16 protein-coding genes are annotated in these 16,997 nt (G+C 44.6%); 10 read left to right on the top strand and 6 right to left on the bottom strand.

What is annotated here, in order from left to right:
• From VK080_RS05825 to VK080_RS05850, 6 genes are all read left to right on the top strand, one after another.
• Positions 1 to 306: M20/M25/M40 family metallo-hydrolase (locus tag VK080_RS05825; RefSeq protein WP_324223828.1), on the top strand; the 306-nt coding region annotated here is incomplete at its 5' end.
• Positions 307 to 443: 137 nt separating this feature from the next.
• Entirely contained in the window at positions 444 to 1,358 is a 915-nt protein-coding gene (locus tag VK080_RS05830) for a hypothetical protein (protein WP_324223829.1), read from the top strand.
• A 30-nt stretch (positions 1,359 to 1,388) separates the two neighbouring features.
• A complete protein-coding gene (locus VK080_RS05835) occupies positions 1,389 to 2,042 on the top strand; it encodes a DUF4129 domain-containing protein (RefSeq protein ID WP_324223830.1) in 654 nt (217 codons plus the stop codon).
• Positions 2,032 to 3,186: a DUF4350 domain-containing protein gene (locus VK080_RS05840; protein ID WP_324223831.1), complete on the top strand. Its 1,155-nt coding sequence runs from the start codon at positions 2,032 to 2,034 to the stop codon at positions 3,184 to 3,186. Before VK080_RS05835 ends, VK080_RS05840 begins: the two co-directional genes overlap by 11 nt.
• The gene (locus VK080_RS05845) at positions 3,183 to 4,112 is read left to right on the top strand and encodes a MoxR family ATPase (RefSeq protein WP_324223832.1); all 930 of its coding nucleotides are present in this window, start codon (positions 3,183 to 3,185) and stop codon (positions 4,110 to 4,112) included. The genes VK080_RS05840 and VK080_RS05845 overlap by 4 nt, the downstream gene beginning before the upstream one ends.
• A complete protein-coding gene (locus VK080_RS05850; RefSeq protein WP_324223833.1) occupies positions 4,066 to 5,424 on the top strand; it encodes a DUF58 domain-containing protein in 1,359 nt (452 codons plus the stop codon). Before VK080_RS05845 ends, VK080_RS05850 begins: the two co-directional genes overlap by 47 nt.
• On the opposite strand, the gene VK080_RS05855 is transcribed toward VK080_RS05850, so the two are convergent.
• Positions 5,402 to 6,382 carry a stage II sporulation protein M gene (locus VK080_RS05855; protein ID WP_324223834.1) on the bottom strand — a complete coding sequence of 327 codons (981 nt, stop codon included), beginning with the start codon at positions 6,380 to 6,382 and terminating at the stop codon, positions 5,402 to 5,404. The two genes, VK080_RS05850 and VK080_RS05855, sit on opposite strands and share 23 nt — an antisense overlap.
• A 110-nt stretch (positions 6,383 to 6,492) precedes the next feature.
• Between VK080_RS05855 and VK080_RS05860 the strand changes: the two genes are divergently transcribed.
• Positions 6,493 to 7,290 carry an RDD family protein gene (locus VK080_RS05860; protein WP_324223835.1) on the top strand — a complete coding sequence of 266 codons (798 nt, stop codon included), beginning with the start codon at positions 6,493 to 6,495 and terminating at the stop codon, positions 7,288 to 7,290.
• Between the two features lie 79 nt (positions 7,291 to 7,369).
• Positions 7,370 to 8,617, top strand: a complete 1,248-nt coding sequence (locus VK080_RS05865) for a DNA polymerase IV (protein ID WP_324223836.1) — start codon at positions 7,370 to 7,372, stop codon at positions 8,615 to 8,617.
• Between the two features lie 42 nt (positions 8,618 to 8,659).
• Here VK080_RS05865 and VK080_RS05870 read toward each other — a convergent pair whose 3' ends face one another.
• From VK080_RS05870 to VK080_RS05885, 4 genes are read right to left on the bottom strand one after another with little or no spacing between them, the layout of a single operon-like run.
• A complete protein-coding gene (locus tag VK080_RS05870; protein WP_324223837.1) occupies positions 8,660 to 10,036 on the bottom strand; it encodes an aldehyde dehydrogenase in 1,377 nt (458 codons plus the stop codon).
• A gap of 12 nt (positions 10,037 to 10,048) precedes the next feature.
• Complete coding sequence (rnz, locus tag VK080_RS05875; RefSeq protein ID WP_324223838.1) at positions 10,049 to 10,972, bottom strand: ribonuclease Z; 924 nt, start codon at positions 10,970 to 10,972, stop codon at positions 10,049 to 10,051.
• Positions 10,972 to 11,988, bottom strand: a complete 1,017-nt coding sequence (namA, locus tag VK080_RS05880) for an NADPH dehydrogenase NamA (RefSeq protein WP_324223839.1) — start codon at positions 11,986 to 11,988, stop codon at positions 10,972 to 10,974. The genes rnz and namA overlap by 1 nt, the downstream gene beginning before the upstream one ends.
• A gap of 27 nt (positions 11,989 to 12,015) precedes the next feature.
• Entirely contained in the window at positions 12,016 to 12,744 is a 729-nt protein-coding gene (locus VK080_RS05885) for a glycerophosphodiester phosphodiesterase (RefSeq protein WP_414672220.1), read from the bottom strand.
• A 222-nt stretch (positions 12,745 to 12,966) separates the two neighbouring features.
• Here VK080_RS05885 and VK080_RS05890 point away from each other — a divergent pair, with 222 nt between their 5' ends.
• Both VK080_RS05890 and VK080_RS05895 read left to right on the top strand, forming a co-directional pair.
• Entirely contained in the window at positions 12,967 to 14,604 is a 1,638-nt protein-coding gene (locus VK080_RS05890) for a M20/M25/M40 family metallo-hydrolase (protein WP_324223841.1), read from the top strand.
• A 59-nt stretch (positions 14,605 to 14,663) separates the two neighbouring features.
• Positions 14,664 to 15,626, top strand: coding sequence for an MBL fold metallo-hydrolase (locus VK080_RS05895; RefSeq protein ID WP_324223842.1), 963 nt, complete (start codon positions 14,664 to 14,666; stop codon positions 15,624 to 15,626).
• Between the two features lie 76 nt (positions 15,627 to 15,702).
• Here VK080_RS05895 and VK080_RS05900 read toward each other — a convergent pair whose 3' ends face one another.
• Positions 15,703 to 16,953: a DNA polymerase IV gene (locus VK080_RS05900; protein WP_324223843.1), complete on the bottom strand. Its 1,251-nt coding sequence runs from the start codon at positions 16,951 to 16,953 to the stop codon at positions 15,703 to 15,705.
• Between the last annotated feature and the right edge of the window lie 44 nt (positions 16,954 to 16,997).

Raw genomic sequence — 16,997 nt, forward strand, 5'->3', positions numbered from 1 at the left:
GAATATGGCGGCAGTGCAGAAGTAGATGTTCAAATCATGTATCCGGGTTTCCATCAGGAAGCGGATGATGAGGTTGTGGAAGTTGCACGAGCTGCAGCCAAATCAATCGGTCGTGAAAGCAATTTGCAAAAAAGTGGCGGCGGCAGTGATGCAAACGTCATTTCAGGTTTAGGCATTCCAACCGTTAATCTGGCTGTCGGTTATGAAGAAATCCATACAACGAATGAGCGGATCCCGGTTGATGAACTAGTGAAAATTACCGAACTTGTGACGGCCATTGTTCAGGAAGCAGCAGACCGGTCATAGCTGCCGGCTGATCTGAATACACGTGCTTGGGAGGCACATCCCGGGCACGTTTGTTTTTGAAATACGTCCCGGTACTGGTGTAAAACATGTTAAAATAACTAATAGAATCATAACTTAAGAGGGGAGGAAAACCCTACATGAATGATGGATTAAACAGGCCAAAAGGATTCGGGGAAATCCTTGATGCTGCCTTTTCGTTATGTAAACAGTACTTTTCGAAATTTTTTCTGATTGTACTCGTTATCATCGGTCCCCTTTATTTACTGCAATCAATGATTTTATTATTGACCGGGACCAGTTTTTTCAGAGAAGCTGCCAGTGGTGATAATTGGTTGAATCAAACGCTGAATAGTTTTGAGGCAACTGCCAATACCACCCTGGCCGAAGACTTGGCAAATATCGGCGTGGGACTTTTATCATTTATTTTCATACCGATTGCTCAAGCAGCCATCCTATTGGCTGTTCAACGTTTAAAAAATCAGGATGAATTTAATGTCGGCAGCGTGATTAAACAGGCTTTTTCAAAATTTTGGCTCATATTGGGCGGGAGTATTATTTTTGAAATCATCTTGTTTGCAATGATTTTTATCCCAACGATTGTCATTACGATTATCGGCATTATGAGTATTGTTGCGGATCCGCTCTCTGGAATAATCGGCATGGTTATTCTGATGCTCGGTGTCGGTTTGACGGCAGCATATTTCCTGACGCGCTGGAGTTTTTATCTCGGTACGGCAGTGTTCGAAAATAATATACCGGGCCTGGCAAGAAGCTGGCATTTAACCCGCCATAACAGCTGGAAAGTATTCGGGATATATATCGTATTTTTCCTTATATTTCTGGCTGTCAGTCTTGCCATTGAATCTATTTTTATCGCATTATTGGGTAACAGTGTTCTCTATTCAATTATTGTGAACCTGGTTACGTTATTGACCACAATGATATTTATGGTCGGTTATGCCATTATTTATTTCGACTTAAAAATCCGGCAGGGCGGAGACGACTTAAAGGAAATGATTGATGACTATCAAAATGCAGACATTGAAAAGTAGTGGAGATGTGTTCTCCCAAGCTGGGTGGTGATGATGATCGCGGCTGTGGATAAAGCAAGGGATCAACTGCAGACAATTTTAGATCAAAACGAATATCAAATCTACTACGAGGATAACCGAAATTTTCTCGAAGTTTGGTGGGACCGTCTGACAAACTGGATTGGCGAGCAATTAGCCAGGTTATTTTCCGGATTGGACCCGTCAAGCGGTTTTGCCGACCTCGTACTGGTTGTCATCATTGCAGCTGTCCTCATTCTCATCGGGATTGTCGTATTCCAGCGTGTCCGTCATGGACGCAGAAACCGCGGTTTTACCACCTATAAGCCACTTAAGTCGTTGAATGAAACAAAATGGACGTTTACAGATCATCTTGAGGCAGCACAGCACCAGGAAGAATCCAAAAATTACACAGATGCTGTACGGCATATGTTCCTGGCACTTATGCTTTATTTTGATGAGCAGGAATGGGTAAGGATGCGGAGTTGGAAAACAAACTGGGAATATTATGCGGAGCTCGAACACGTCAATAAGGAACTTGCCGAATCATTTTATCAGCTCGCATCGGTTTTTGATCAGGTTGTTTATGGTGAACAGGTCCTGATGAAAGATGACTATACCTATTATCATAATGAGGCGATGAAATGGCTTCATGATGAAACCCGGGAAGTTTTCGGTGACGATTGAGGGGGGGACAGCAAGCTTGCAGACATCCATAACGGGCAGAAGAACACTGATTTGGCTGGTTGTTGTGCTTCTGTTATTTATTGGTATCAGTTTCATAGTCGCATCGGATAATCCTGAAACGTTTCCCGACTTTGTTTCGGAGTCCCCTTCGCCTACAGGTGTGAAAGCATTTTATACATATTTGGGTGATCAAAACAGTCCTGTTGAGCGATGGAACCATTCACCTGAATTGTTGACTGCAGAGGACGATAATCAGCTGCTAATTATGGTCGGACCGTCTTTTACCCCTGACACGAGGGGAATGGAAGAATATGTGTCTTTTATGGCATCCGGCAACACGATTTTGCTTTTGAAAACAAACCCGGACGGGATGTTTGATGTGGAAACGGCCCCGGCAGCGGCTGATTCTGGTCATGTAATGAAAGCGAATGGCAATGCGTATGAAGCAGACATTCATTCGACATTTCGCATCAATCCAAAGCCCCAAGATAACGTCTTATTGCATGACAATGCCGGTGCCATAGCGGTGGAAAGGACTTATAAAAAAGGAAAGCTGATAACGGCGGTGGCACCGGAGTGGCTGACGAACAAGCATATTTTAAAGAAAGATCATTTGGAATTGGTTCTTTCGCTCATACAGAAGGGACATACTGGAAGGGGAACCATTTATTTTGACGAATACGTGCATGGATCTGAAAATGCACCGGACATAACGTCTCTTTATCCGGACTGGCTGCTTGTACTGGGACTGCAGGCAATTTTGTTTGCTGGCTTTTGGCTGTGGCATGAGGGGAAACGCTTTGGGCCTGTCATGGTACCAAGGGAAGAATCAGTCCGTTTCAGTGATGAGCGTATCAGGGCCCTGGCGGCATGGTATCAAAGAGGTAACAGATATGCTGATGCATTGCGGGTTCAGACTGATTACTTGAAACGGTTGCTGCAGGAACGTTGGGGAATTCCATATTACAAAGACTGGCCGGATATAGCAGAACAGCTTGAACGAAAAATGACATCTGACCAGAAATTGGACACATTCCTCAATGAACTGACCCATGTATTGAATCAGGAGAATATGAGCAAAAAATCATTCGTGGCATGGTCGAAGAAGATAGATAGGCTTCGAAAAGAGGTGGAGAAAGAATGAGAAACGAACTTTTACGGCTAATGGAAAATTATGAAGAGCGGATTTTCGGACAGTCTATGAATCTGAAACTCTTGTTATCTGCTGTTTTGGCAGATGGTCATGTATTAATCGAAGGTGTACCCGGAACAGGAAAAACCAAGATGGTGCGGACACTGGCGGAATTGCTGAGTGGAACATTTAACCGGATTCAATTCACGCCGGACTTGCTTCCGAGTGATATGACAGGAAGTATGATTTTCAATATGCAGGAAAGTAACTTTCAAACGATAAAAGGCCCGATTTTTTCAAATATCCTTTTGGCAGATGAGATTAACCGGACACCGGCGAAAACACAGGCTGCTTTATTGGAGGCGATGGAAGAAAAACAAGTGACGATTCAGGGGGTGACTTATCCATTATCGGAAGTCTTTTTTGTAGTGGCTACCCAGAATCCGATCGAATTCGAAGGGACCTATCCATTACCCGAAGCCCAGCAAGACCGATTTTTATTGAAGCTGAACATCGATTTCCCTTCATCTGAAGAAGAAACGAATGTATTAAAACAGGTGATGGCAGACGGAAATGCTCAAGCAGCGATAGAGGCGGCAATGGATATGGACACCTTTATAGCCATTCGTCAGGAAGTGGCAGCGATAACATTAAATGATGATATTTTAGATTACATTATGCAGATTGTAAGACGGACAAGAGAGATGGAGGCTGTCCGCTTCGGGGCTAGTACGCGGGCGGCGATTGCCATTGCCAAAGCAGCCAGAAGCTGGGCCTATTTAACAAATCGGGATTATGTCACGCCTGATGATGTTAAAATGGTTACCAAGCCAGCATTAAGGCATCGTCTGCAATTAGCACCGCATATGGAATTGGAGGGAGTGGGCCTGGATGAGGTCATTGAAGAACTTGTGGGATCGATTGCTGTTCCGCGATAGAGGCATTTTCCCGGCAAAACGGCTGCTTGTTTTGTTTCTCATTTTTTCCTTTGGTGTCATTGCCCTGGCCGCTTTTTCATCCGTGTCGTGGTCGTGGATCTTTGTTATGAATGGCTTTCTTTTATTGATCAGTCTGTTGGATTTGGGTTTATCACCGAGGCGAAAAGATCTGACCTTTAAACGTGAGATGCCTGGTGAATTGGAGCGAGGCATGACGTATTCTGTTCAAGTTGAAGCTGTTAATGCTTCGGACAAATCCTGCGCCGTACAACTAATTGATGGGGTGCCACAATCATTCCGGACCTTTTTTCCATTGCAGGGGACGGTTAAAGCGCGGGAAACTGCTGTGTTGTCCTATCAGGTTATCGCTCCGATAAGGGGGGCATATGATTTTGGCAGACTTTATATTCGCTTCAGAAGCACGCTTGGACTATGGCAAAAACAAATGACGCGCAGCTTGAAGCAATCGGTAAAAGTGATGCCTGATTTAACGGAAGTCAAGCAATACCTGGAAAGTCCGCAGCGTTTTTTACTTTATGAAGGTACAAAAATCCGCAGACAGCGTGCTGAAACAGGCGAGTTCGCCCAAATCCGTCATTATGCTGTTGGTGATGATCCGCGAAAAATCAACTGGCGCCAGACAGCCAAACAGCAGGAAATCATGACTAATGAGTACGAACCGGAGCACGGAAAATATGTCACGATCTTAATCGATTGCGGCCGGATGATGGGAGCGGAGCTAAAAAAGGGGAACAGGCTCGAAAAGGCTTTGGAAGCTGCCCTGACAACAGCTGCTGCGGCACTGAAGAACGGTGATTATGTAGCAGTGCTGGCATTTTCCAAAGATATCAAGCGATTTGTGCCACCTGCCACAGGAATGAATCAATTACGGAAGATATTAGAAGCTATCTATAATATCAATGTCGAAGCAAATGAAGCCAATTATTCTGTCGCGATCAATTATGTGTCAGCCGCTCTGAAGAAAAGGAGTCTGATTCTGCTATTCAGTGATGTTCAGGCATTTCTGCATGCGGAAACGGCACTGCAGCATTTAAAGCGGCTGCGGCAACGGCATTTGTTTATGATGATCGGGATTGAAGACGAAGCGCTTCTGAAAACAGCGGGACAGGAACCGGATAGTGCCAAAACAACCATGATTAAGAGCATTGCTCAGCAGCAAATACATATTAACAAATATGAAAAAGCAAACTGGGAGAAACAGGGGCTCTCCATGGTGGAAGCCAAAGAAGAGCACCTGATATCAGCAGCCGTCTCACAGTATATCCGCGTTATGAATGAAGGGCTGCTTTAGCGTTATTTTTCCGCAGCAGCACTTTTCCGCTTGCTAGATAGGAAACAAAAGCGATGAGTGTTAATACGGCAACTGCATATTTTGCTTCCAGTGAAAGGGAAGCAGGGGTTATGAATCCTTCAATGATACCGGCTATGATAAACAATGGAATGGTTCCCAGCAATAACTGGACAGAACGTTTCGCCTGTCTTTTTAATTGAAAGCCGCGTGAATAGGCTCCGGGCGCAAACAGTTTGTAACCCATCAGCAAACCGGCACCGCCTGCTATGAAAATCGCCATCAGTTCAATGACACCATGTGGCACAATATAAGCCCAAAACGCATAGGAACTGCCGTGGTGCCAGTATAAACCGGCTAATGCGCCTACCATAATACCGTTCGATACCATAATATAGACCGTCAGCAGCCCGAATGTGATGCCTCCCGCAAATGCAAGGAAGGCGACTTGTATATTATTCGTCATGATCGAAGCGGACATGAGTGAAGCATCAATGGCATCATGATTGGCCCCAAGTTGTTCGGGGTTGACCGATTGTGCCACTTGTTCCGGCAGCAGTGAATAAAGGTGAAGCGGGTCGTCAAGTACAGAAAGAAATGCTGCGAGTCCACCGGCTGTAAACAGGACCATGGCCACTATGACCGCCTTCCATTGTTCAAGCAGCAGTCCAATAAAGGTTGTACTGAAAAATGTGCGGATTTGCCGGAAACTGGACACCTGATCTTTGTATAATAGATTGTGCGCTTTGGCAACGAGTTCATTCAAATAACCTGTTACATCTTCATTCGGGAAATAAGTTTGACTGTAGGACAGATGTTGTGCCGCTTTTTGGTAAAGCCGGCTGAATTGGTCAATCTCCTTTCCAGTCAGGTTACGTTTATGTTTACCAAGCTTCGATATGGATTGCTCAAGCTGTTTCCAGTCATCACGGTTTTGTTTGATGAAGTGTCTGATGTTCACGGCCGCACCTTCCTTCACAACGTTATATATTTCTTAATCTATTATAAATTGTCCTGACAGTAATTGAAACCATCAGGGGGTCTGACCCCGTCAAAAAGGAGAAAGTGTTGATGAATCAAGAACAAGTCGCTGTTAAAACACCGGAATTTGTTTCCCTGAATTTTAAATTGGCAGGCCTGGGAAGCAGAGCGGGAGCCATGATTATTGATCAGCTTTTGCTGACGTCGTTTAACATTGTGACAATTCTTCTTTTGGTCTTTGTCATTCAGGCTGATTTTACAGCCTTTTTAACCGGTTCAGCACTCCCATTGGCCATTACGATCCTTCTCATATTTATCGTTTATTGGGGTTATTTTTTTGTATGTGAATATTTTTTCGGTGGTCAAACACTTGGCAAAAAGTTACTTGGCATCAGGGTTATTCAGGACAACGGGCATAGCATCACATTACTTTCCAGTTTGATCCGTAATCTGCTGCGTATCATTGATATGCTTCCGACCGCTTATTTTGTAGGGATTGTCATGGTTTTCTTTCATTCCAGACATAAAAGACTGGGAGATATTGTAGCCGGTACCATCGTTGTGCATGAACGGCAACGAAAGAACATAAGAAAATCCGGTTCGGTTGATAAGGCAATCGAGGCGAGAGGTCTTTCCAAAGAAAGTTTATCTGTTGATGACTGGGCGCTTCGTTCATTCGGGATGAAGGAATGGAAATTGCTCAAAACATACAGTGATAGAGTGATGCAATTGGAACAAGCCGAGCGCATACAATTATCGCGAAACCTTTCGACAGCGTTATTACCGAAAATCGGATTGGAACCGAATGATATGACCGATCAGGAAATTGAAGATACATTGCTCGTTTTGTATCTGATTCTTAAAGATGAATGGGCGTTTGAGTTGTGAACTGAAACCTAATGACTTGGCGGAATCATTTAACAGATATGATATAATAGAATAAATTTGTTTAAAGGGATGACTCGCGATGTCACAATGGTATCCAAAAAAAGGCAGAGTCATTTTTCATGTGGACATGAATTCATTTTACGCTTCCGTTGAAATGGCCTATAACCCTGAGCTGAAAGGTAAACCGCTGGCGATTGCCGGCAATCCGGAAGAGCGGAAAGGGATTGTCGTCACAAGCAGCTATGAGGCAAGAGCCAAAGGCGTTAAAACAACGATGCAATTATGGCAGGCGCGGAGGCTATGCCCGGAATTGATCGTATTACGTCCCAATTTTGACCGGTACCGGGCTGCGTCCAAAGAAATGTTTCAAATGCTTGCAGAGATAACCCCATATGTTGAACCCGTTTCGATTGATGAGGGGTATATGGATGTAACCGGCACTGAACAGCACGGCAGCCCGATTGAGATTGCCCAAAACCTGCAGCAGCGGATCAGCCGCGAATTGGATCTTCCTTGCAGCATCGGTATTGCGCCAAATAAATTTTTGGCAAAAATGGCATCAGACATGAAAAAGCCGATGGGCATCACAATTTTACGGAAACGGGATATCAAAGAAAAACTTTGGCCGTTGCCGATTGAAGAGATGTATGGTGTCGGGAACAAAACAGCGGAAAAGCTGCGTGGCATCGATATTAACACGGTTGGTGATTTGGCCAATAGTGACGCTTATCAGCTGAAACAGATTTTTGGCATCAACGGGGAACGGCTGCAAACGCGAGCGAATGGGATTGATATGCGACCGGTTGATCCGGATGCAGTACATGAATTCAAAAGCATCGGCAGTTCTCAAACACTTGCGGAAGATACGACGGACGAAGCAGAAATCCGCAAACTGATGCATGAGCTTGCCGAAAATGTGGAACGACGGATGAAGCGGAAACAGGCGGCAGGGCAGAGTGTACAAATTATGATCAGATACCATGACCGTAAGACAATAACCAGAAGCAAAAAGCTTAATCATTTTATTGAAAATAAAGCAGATATCTTTTATTTTGCCAATGAATTGTTTCAAAACCATTGGAATTTTGAACCGATCCGACTACTCGGCATAACCGTCCAGGATGTTGACGAAAAAAAGAACATTGCCAAGCAGCTGGATTTATTCACTTACGAAGAAGAAGCCGGAAAAGAAAAATTGTATAAAGCGATGGATGAATTGTCACAGAAGTACGGGAAAAATCTTTTTAAACAATTGCGGAATGACGATCGTGAGGAACAGCCCCGGACAAGCTTTCAAAAAGACTTTCTGGATGATTTTAAGCGATAAGCGCTCCTGCCCACCAACTTTAATGAGACAGGAGCGCTGATATTATTTCATCAGCCGTTCGACAACGGATTTGGCCAGTTTTCCGCCGGGATACCTGAACGGGATATCAAATTTGGTGGTTTGTTTTAAGATACTTTTACGATGGGAGAATGTATCAAAGCTATATTTGCCGTGATAGGCGCCCATCCCACTGTTGCCGACACCTCCGAATGGCAAGTGCGGCGTGGCCAGGTGATAGAGCGTATCATTGATGCATCCGCCGCCAAAGGATACGTTAGTCATGACTTGCTGTTGTTTTTTCTCATTTTCGCCAAAATAATAAAGTGCGAGCGGCTTTTCAGTATGTTTCATGGCTGACATGACATCATGAAGTGAGCTGAATGTCATGACAGGGAGAAGTGGTCCGAAAATTTCTTCCTGCATAATCGCGTCATTCCAGGTGGTCGCATCCAGTATGGTCGGTTCAATGGCTAACGTTTCTCTGTTCACATGTCCGCCATGAACGGTATCACCGTCTGTCATAAAGGCATTTAACCGGTCGAAATGTTCTTTGCCGACAATCCGGACATAGTCTTTATTTTGCAGCGGATTTTTGCCGTAAAATGCTTTGATATGTTTCTTCATGGCTTTGATCAGTTTTGGTTTAACCTTTTCGTGCACGTATACATAATCCGGTGCCACACATGTTTGTCCGGCATTTGTAAATTTTCCCCACACAATCCGCTTGGCTGCCAGATCAATTTTTGCATCTTGATCAACGATGGCCGGGCTTTTGCCCCCCAATTCCAGTGTGACCGGTGTTAAGTATTGGCTTGCTTTTTCCATGATAATCCTGCCCACTTTAGTACTGCCGGTGAAAAAGATGTAGTCCCATCGCTGTTCCAACAATTGCTGGCTGATGTCTTTAGCACCTTCCACAACGGTAAAATACGATTCATCAAATGTATTTCGGATCATGTCAGCGAGTATAGCAGAAGTGGATTGTGTAAATTCAGATGGTTTCAATACAACGGTATTCCCGGCAGCAATAGCGCCAATTGCCGGTGCGATGGCCAAATGCAATGGATAATTCCATGGCGCTATAATCAGGGTAACGCCATAAGGCTCCTTCCGTATGAAACTTTTACTCCCTTTATGGGTAACCGGTGTTTCCACTTTTTTTGGTTGCATCCAGTCTTTCAGGTGTTTCAGGGCAAAATTAATTTCGGTGTGCAGAAACCCTAACTCAGTTGTGAATGCTTCATATTCCGATTTGTTCAAGTCATTTTTCAAGGCGTGGTAAAGGTCTTCCTCATATTTTTCCAGCATGTTTTTCATCTTGGACAGCTGCCGCTTTCGAAACTTATAGTCCAATGTTTCGCCGGTGAGGAAAAATTCGCGCTGCCGATTAACAAGTACTTCCATTTCTATCTTCCCCATATAACAAACCTCCTATTTGGAATGAATGGTTACCTGATGAAAGTCATGTGCCAGCTCTGTTTTTGGAAAAATCTCGCGTGCTTCTGTGAGCAGTTTCTGATCGTCACTTTGCTGATAGCGTGATGAAATGTGTGTTAATACAAGTTTTTCGACATTGCTTTCGTCAGCGAGCGTTGCTGCTTGTTTCGTTGTTGAATGAAAATAGGCTTTGGCAAGATCCGCTTTTTCATGGCCGAATGTTGCTTCATGGACCAGTACATCGGAACCTTCAACAAATGTCCGATTGTGATGTGATGCACGTGTATCACCCATGATTGTTATGACGCGGCCTTTTTTATCAGAACCAATAAATTGCTTACGGTGAATGATCTGACCATCGTTTGTCCGGACAACGTCATTTTCTTTGATTTGCTGGTAAATCGGACCAGGCTCGATACCGGCAGCTTTTAGTTTATCGGCGAGAAGTTTTCCAGGCTTATCTTTTTCCGTAATCCGAAACCCATAGCTGGCGATTCCATGATCAAGTTTTTTGCATGAAACGGTAAATTGTGCATCCTCAAATAACTTGCCTTCTGTAAATTCGATAATGGACAGCGGATAGGTGAGGGTGGTCCCGCTGACGGCCAGGCTTGTGTCAATATAGTCCTTAATCCCTTCCGGTCCGTAGATGGTTAAAAGCTCCTCACCCCCTTGAAACGATCGGCTGCTTAACAAGCCGGGCAGTCCGAAAATGTGATCCCCATGCATATGCGTTATGAAAATTTTCGTGATTTTCCGCGGCTTGATGTTCGTGTGCAAAATTTGGTGCTGAGTCGCTTCCCCGCAGTCAAATAGCCAGATACTGTTCTGTTCCTGTAATAATTTCAAAGCGATTGCGGATACATTCCGCTCTTTGGAAGGGACACCGGAACCAGTCCCGAGAAAATTGAGTTCCATTATTTCCAGCCCCGTTCATACTGTTTTGGTGCAGGAAGTGTCTCATCCAGTTCGTCTGCCGCGGCTTTCGGCCAATACGGGTTGCGTAATAGAGACCGGCCGATCAGCACAAGGTCGGCACGGTCATTTTGCAGGATTTCTTCTGCCTGAATTCCTGTCGTAATGAGTCCAACTGCACCGGTGGCAATCGATGTTTCCTGTTTGATTGTTTCACATCGTTTCACCTGATAGCCCGGATATGGTTTGATGGATGCAGGGACAACCCCGCCGGAACTACAGTCAATCAGGTCAATGCCTTGCTGTTTCATTTGTCCGGCAAAATAAAGGATATCGTCGAGTGTGTTGCCGCCATCAGCATATTCATCGGTTGATATACGGACAAAGAGCGGTCCGTCCCATTCGGTTTGGACAACTTCAATGACCTGTGACAAAAAGCGATAGCGATTTTCAGCACTCCCGCCATATTCATCAACACGTTTATTCGTAAGCGGTGACAGAAATTGATTGATTAAATAGCCGTGTGCACCGTGAATCTCAATGATGTCAAAGCCAGCTTCCCTGGCACGTTTTGCCCCGTCTTTAAACGCGTCAATCGTATTGTCGATGTCCGCTGTTGTCATTTCGGTCGGTGTTTTCGATGATTCATTGAAGGGAAGTGCTGAAGGTGCATAGATATCTGAATTAAGCCGCGCTTTTCTTCCGGCGTGTGCAAGCTGAATCCCGGTTTTTGCGCCATAGCTGTGAATCTGTTCATTTAATCGCTTTAATCCGTCGATATGGCCGTCCTCCCAGATACCTAAATCCTCATGGGAAATCCGGCCCTCGGGCACAACAGCTGTTGCTTCGGTCATAACGAGACCCGCCTGACCAATCGCCCGCGAAACATAATGTGTCATATGAAATGGTGTAATCTTTCCGTCTTGTTCCATACAGGAATACATGCACATCGGTGACATGACGATTCGGTTTTTTAGCTGAACGTTATTAAATTCGATTGGTGTAAATAATTTGGTCATCTTGATTCCTCCAATTTTTTTCACTTGTTAAATTGGGTCACGATACTGAATAGCCGTTTTCGGGACATCAGTGAATATCCCATCACATCCCATGGAAAAGGAACGCATCATAGATTTAGGTTTATTGACGGTATACACACGGATTGCCATATTTTCCTGATGACTCCGATCAACAAGCAACTGATTAAGCAGCCGGTATTTAATGTGTATTGCATTAGCACCCAAATCTTTAGCAGCCGATACAAGATTTTTGTAACGCTTTGATATTAATAAGGCGACGCCGATATTCCGGTTCATATGTTTAAGCCTTTTGACACTCTTTGGGTTAAACGTTGACAGTGTCGTACGATGTAATAGGTGATAATGTGCTATTCTGTCATAAACGATATGTTCCAAATGGTTATAATCTATTTTATTATTTTTCAGTTCAATATTTAAATATAATGGCTTATCCTGAATCCATTCAAGAAATTCATCCAATGATATAATCCGGGATCCAATAAATTCGGGAGAGAACCAGGAACCGGCGTCAAGGTCTTTTAATTGGTTGAATGTGTGATTTTTTATGTACCCGGTACCATTCGTCGTCCGATTGATTCGTTCATCATGCATTAAAACCGGAACATGGTCTTTCGTCAGATGGACATCCGTTTCAATGCCATCTGCGCCCTGCTGGTAAGCAAGGGAGAAGGCAGCCATCGTATTTTCCGGTGCATGCTTACTGGTGCCCCGATGTGCAAAAATTTTCGCCTGCAATAGACTCACCTCGGTTTGATTGTGTTTGATTTATCGGGAGAAGTCAATGAATTTGAAAGTACTGTCTTATCAGGCGAAGCAGAGCCTTCAGCAAACTTTGCAGAATATTTTACGTTAAACAGTGCCGAATCCGGCAAACGTCTGGCGCGATAAATCAGAATCTTTTATACTGTAAAAAATGTATGTTTTAAAATAGATGCATCATGCAAAAAGGAGGATCCTATGAAAAATTGGCAGACGAAAGAACAATTAACTGAATTGCTGACATCACTTGTCAATCATCAAAGTATAACCGGAAGCAATGCTGAAATCGCCCTTGTGGAGTATTTGCATCATTTACTGGTACAAAAAACGTATTTTATGGAAAATCCAGATCATTTGAAAGTGCATCCGCTCGAAGATGGACGCAGACTTCTCACCGCATTGGTGAAAGGGAATGATTCGCCGGAAACAGTTATTCTGCTGAGCCATTTCGATGTGGTTGGTGTGGAGGATTACGGCTCACTAAAAAATCTTGCCTTTTATCCTGAGGAATTGACAAAGGAAATGGCATGCATAAAAGAACAGCTGCCGGAAGCAGTGCAAGCTGATATATCTTCAGGTGATTGGCTGTTCGGCCGCGGCACAATGGATATGAAAGCAGGGCTCACCCTACATCTATCTATAATGGAAAAAGCGATGGATGGTGAATTTGCTGGAAACATTCTATTGTTGTCAGTACCTGATGAAGAAGTCAATTCACAGGGGATGATGACGGCGCTGCCTGTTCTGGAGCAGTTAATAAAGGAAGAAAACCTGACGTATAACGCCTGTTTGAATGGAGAGCCAATGTTCAGCAAATATCCCGGCGACGATCATTACTATGTCTATACCGGCTCGATCGGAAAAGTTTTGCCCGGTTTTTACTGCTATGGCAAGGAATCACATGTTGGGGAGCCGTTCGCCGGTGTTAATCCGAATTTAATGACGAGTTTTTTGTCACAGCAGCTTGAACTAAATGAAGCATTTATTGAAAAGGTGGATGATGAAGTGACACCGCCGCCGGTCAGTCTCATGCAGCGTGATTTGAAGGAAGCATATTCGGTTCAGACCCCGAATGCAGCCGTTTCCATGTACAATGTGCTGTATTTGAAGCAGTCTTTCAACGAAATCAATGACAAGCTGCTGGCAGGGGCAAAGGCGGCAGGCCGGAATATCGAACGTTATGTACAGCAAAAATCCGACCATTTTGCCAGTGTTGCTCAAGATTTTACCATGCCGGATTTCCATGTCAATGTCATGATGTATGAGGATTTATATACAGAGGCTGTGAAACGCCATGGGGAGGAGGAAGTGATGCGCCGGCAAAACCTGCTCGTCAGCCAGCGTGACCAGGGGGATCGTGATTTCTCGACCATCCTTGTTCAGGAATTGGCAGCCATGTGCAAGGATTTGGCTCCGATGATTGTATTGTTTTACAGCCCGCCGTTTTATCCGGCCGTTTCATCGTTTGATGATCCGTACATTAAAAATGTGATGGAGAAGGTTAAGAGCTTCACACAAACCCATTATCAGCTAGATTTGACGGTTGCCGAATTTTTCACGGGACTTTCTGACTTAAGTTTTGTCGGTCATGTTTCCGCCAAAAGTAATTTGCAGCAGCTAACGACCAACATGCCATTACAGCATAACGGGTTTTCGTTTCCGGAGGATGTAATGGAGCAGTTAACGATGCCCGTCTTGAACATTGGGCCTTTAGGAAAAGATCCGCACCAGTGGACAGAACGTTTGGAACTGACTTATAGCTTTGACTATCTGCCCTCCATACTCACTGAGGCGATTCACCGTTTGCTTGAGCAGCGGGATGTGACTTTTTCATAAAAAAGGTATATAATGGAGAGGCTTACTGAATCGCGATTCATTTTTGGAGGCTTTAAATCATGAAAGTATTGGACAAAACAATCAGTCAGCTGACCATACCGACACCATTTGCGGTTGGGGATGTGCACGTGTATCTGCTTAAAGGCGATACGTTGTCAATTATCGATGCCGGTGTTAAAACGAATGAAGGATGGGAAGCACTGAAAACACAATTAAATGAATTGGGCTATACACCTAATGATATTGAACAAATCATTTTAACCCATCATCACCCGGATCATATTGGCTTAATTGAGGCGTTTCCCCGTGCAGAAGTGATTGCAGCACACCGGAATGCTAAATTTTATTTAACCCGTGATGAAGCTTTTTTCGCTCAATATGAACAGTTTTTTAAGCAGTTTTTTGCTGATTGCGGCGTGCCGGAAAAGTTAATACCAAGCGCCAGTGAATTGCGCGGGACTTTGCAATTTGCAGGGACAGGGCAGGTGACGGACACGCTGGATGAAGATGACACGCTGCCCGGGCATGGTGACTGGCAGGTCATTGAAACAAAAGGCCATGCACAGAGCCATCTGTCATTTTTCCGTGAAAGTGACGGGGCGTTTATCGGCGGTGATCATCTGCTTCATCATATCTCACCGAATCCGTTACTGGAGCCGCCAATTGGGAATGATGTCCGTCCAAAACCAATGCTGCAATACCGGGCTAATTTAATCAAATGCCAGCCGCTGGGTATTCAAACCGTTTATCCCGGACATGGTGAAATATTTTCGAATGTGAATGATTTAATTCTCGTACGTCTGCAGAAACAGGAACAGCGGGCGGGAAAAGTGTATGAATTTTTACTGGAAAAGGCACAGACGCCGTTTGAGCTTTGCAAGCAGCTTTTTCCAAAACAATATGGAAACCAATTGAACCTGACCATGTCCGAAACAATCGGACAGCTTGATTACCTTGAAGATGAAGGGCTTGTCACCAAAACATTGCAGGACGGTTTTTATGTCTATGAGGCTGCAAAGTAGCCATTAAACTGGAAATCGGCGCTTTTTGCCGATTTCTTTCCTATTCTGGCATCCGAATTCCGGCCTCCGACTTCTATTATGCCTGATGCCCGCCAATTTTGCTGCTCCGTTCGATAGTGATCCCGGCGTCAGTATAACTGGTGGCCCTGAGGATGGCAGTGGATCCGTATTTAGCACGAATGGCATCCATGACGTAGCCAATATCTTTTTTCTTCGGCTTGTCATCAAAAAGATCCAATTGTGTTTCACCATCTTCATACAGGTTATCAAGCGTTACATAGACATGCCGTATATTACTTATGCCATCATAAAATTCATGAAACAGCTGCATGCAAACATGATACACATCCATGGTGATATTGGTCGGCAGTGAAACGGATCGTGACCGGCTGAAACCGCCACCTGTTTCTTTGGCATAGACAATGCCAAGATGGATGGTTTTGCCGGCCTTATTGGCACTTCTCGCCCGCCGGCATGCTTCTTCACACAAATCAAGAATACAAATCGCAACCTCATCCCCGGAGTAGTCACGCAATAACGAGATGCCGTGACCAAATCCCTTTTGTTCTGTTTTGGTGAAGTTGCCGAAAACTGGACTGAGGTCGATCCCCCACGCATGCCAATAGAGCTGTTCGCCCATGATGCCGAATCGTTTGGTTAATTGCTTCAGCGGGAATTTTGCCAGCTGTCCGAGTGTTACAATTCCCATCCGGTTTAAATTGCGCTGCATCCGCCGGCCGATTCCCCAAACGTCCTGCACCGGGAATGGCCATAATTTTTCCTCTACATCTTCATAAGTGCATTCCGCAATACCATGTTTTTTGGCGTGCAGATCCATGACCACTTTAGCCAAAAATTTATTATCGCCGATTCCGATGGAGCAGGTGATGCCGAAGTTTTCCAGAATGTCCCGCTTGATGGCTTTCGCAACCTGCCACCGGCTGCCGAATAATTTTTCCAGTCCGTTGACCGTTACCCAGACTTCATCAACCGAATACTGATGGATCGCTTCTTTCGGGACATATTGGTTAATCAATTTGGTGATTTCCATCGATACTTCCAAATAATCAGCCATATGTGCCGGTGCAATCACAATGTCAGGGTCACCAGGCAGTTCAAAAAAACGGCTCACATTGCTGATGCCATGCTTTTTCTTCAGGGCAGGAGAGGCAGCAAGAACAATGCTTCCCGACCGATTGACATCCCCAACGACTGCCAGCTGGACGGTCATTGGATCAAGTCCCCGCTTGACCGCCTCAACACTCGCATAAAAGGAGCGCATATCAATGCACAGGACATCGTGTCGCGGATAATTGGCATAATCCAAGGCATTCACCTCATTTTGGAACATTTGTTCTATTATTATACGCC

It is taken from the genome of Lentibacillus sp. (assembly GCF_035301925.1).
Lineage (GTDB): Bacteria > Bacillota > Bacilli > Bacillales > Amphibacillaceae > Lentibacillus.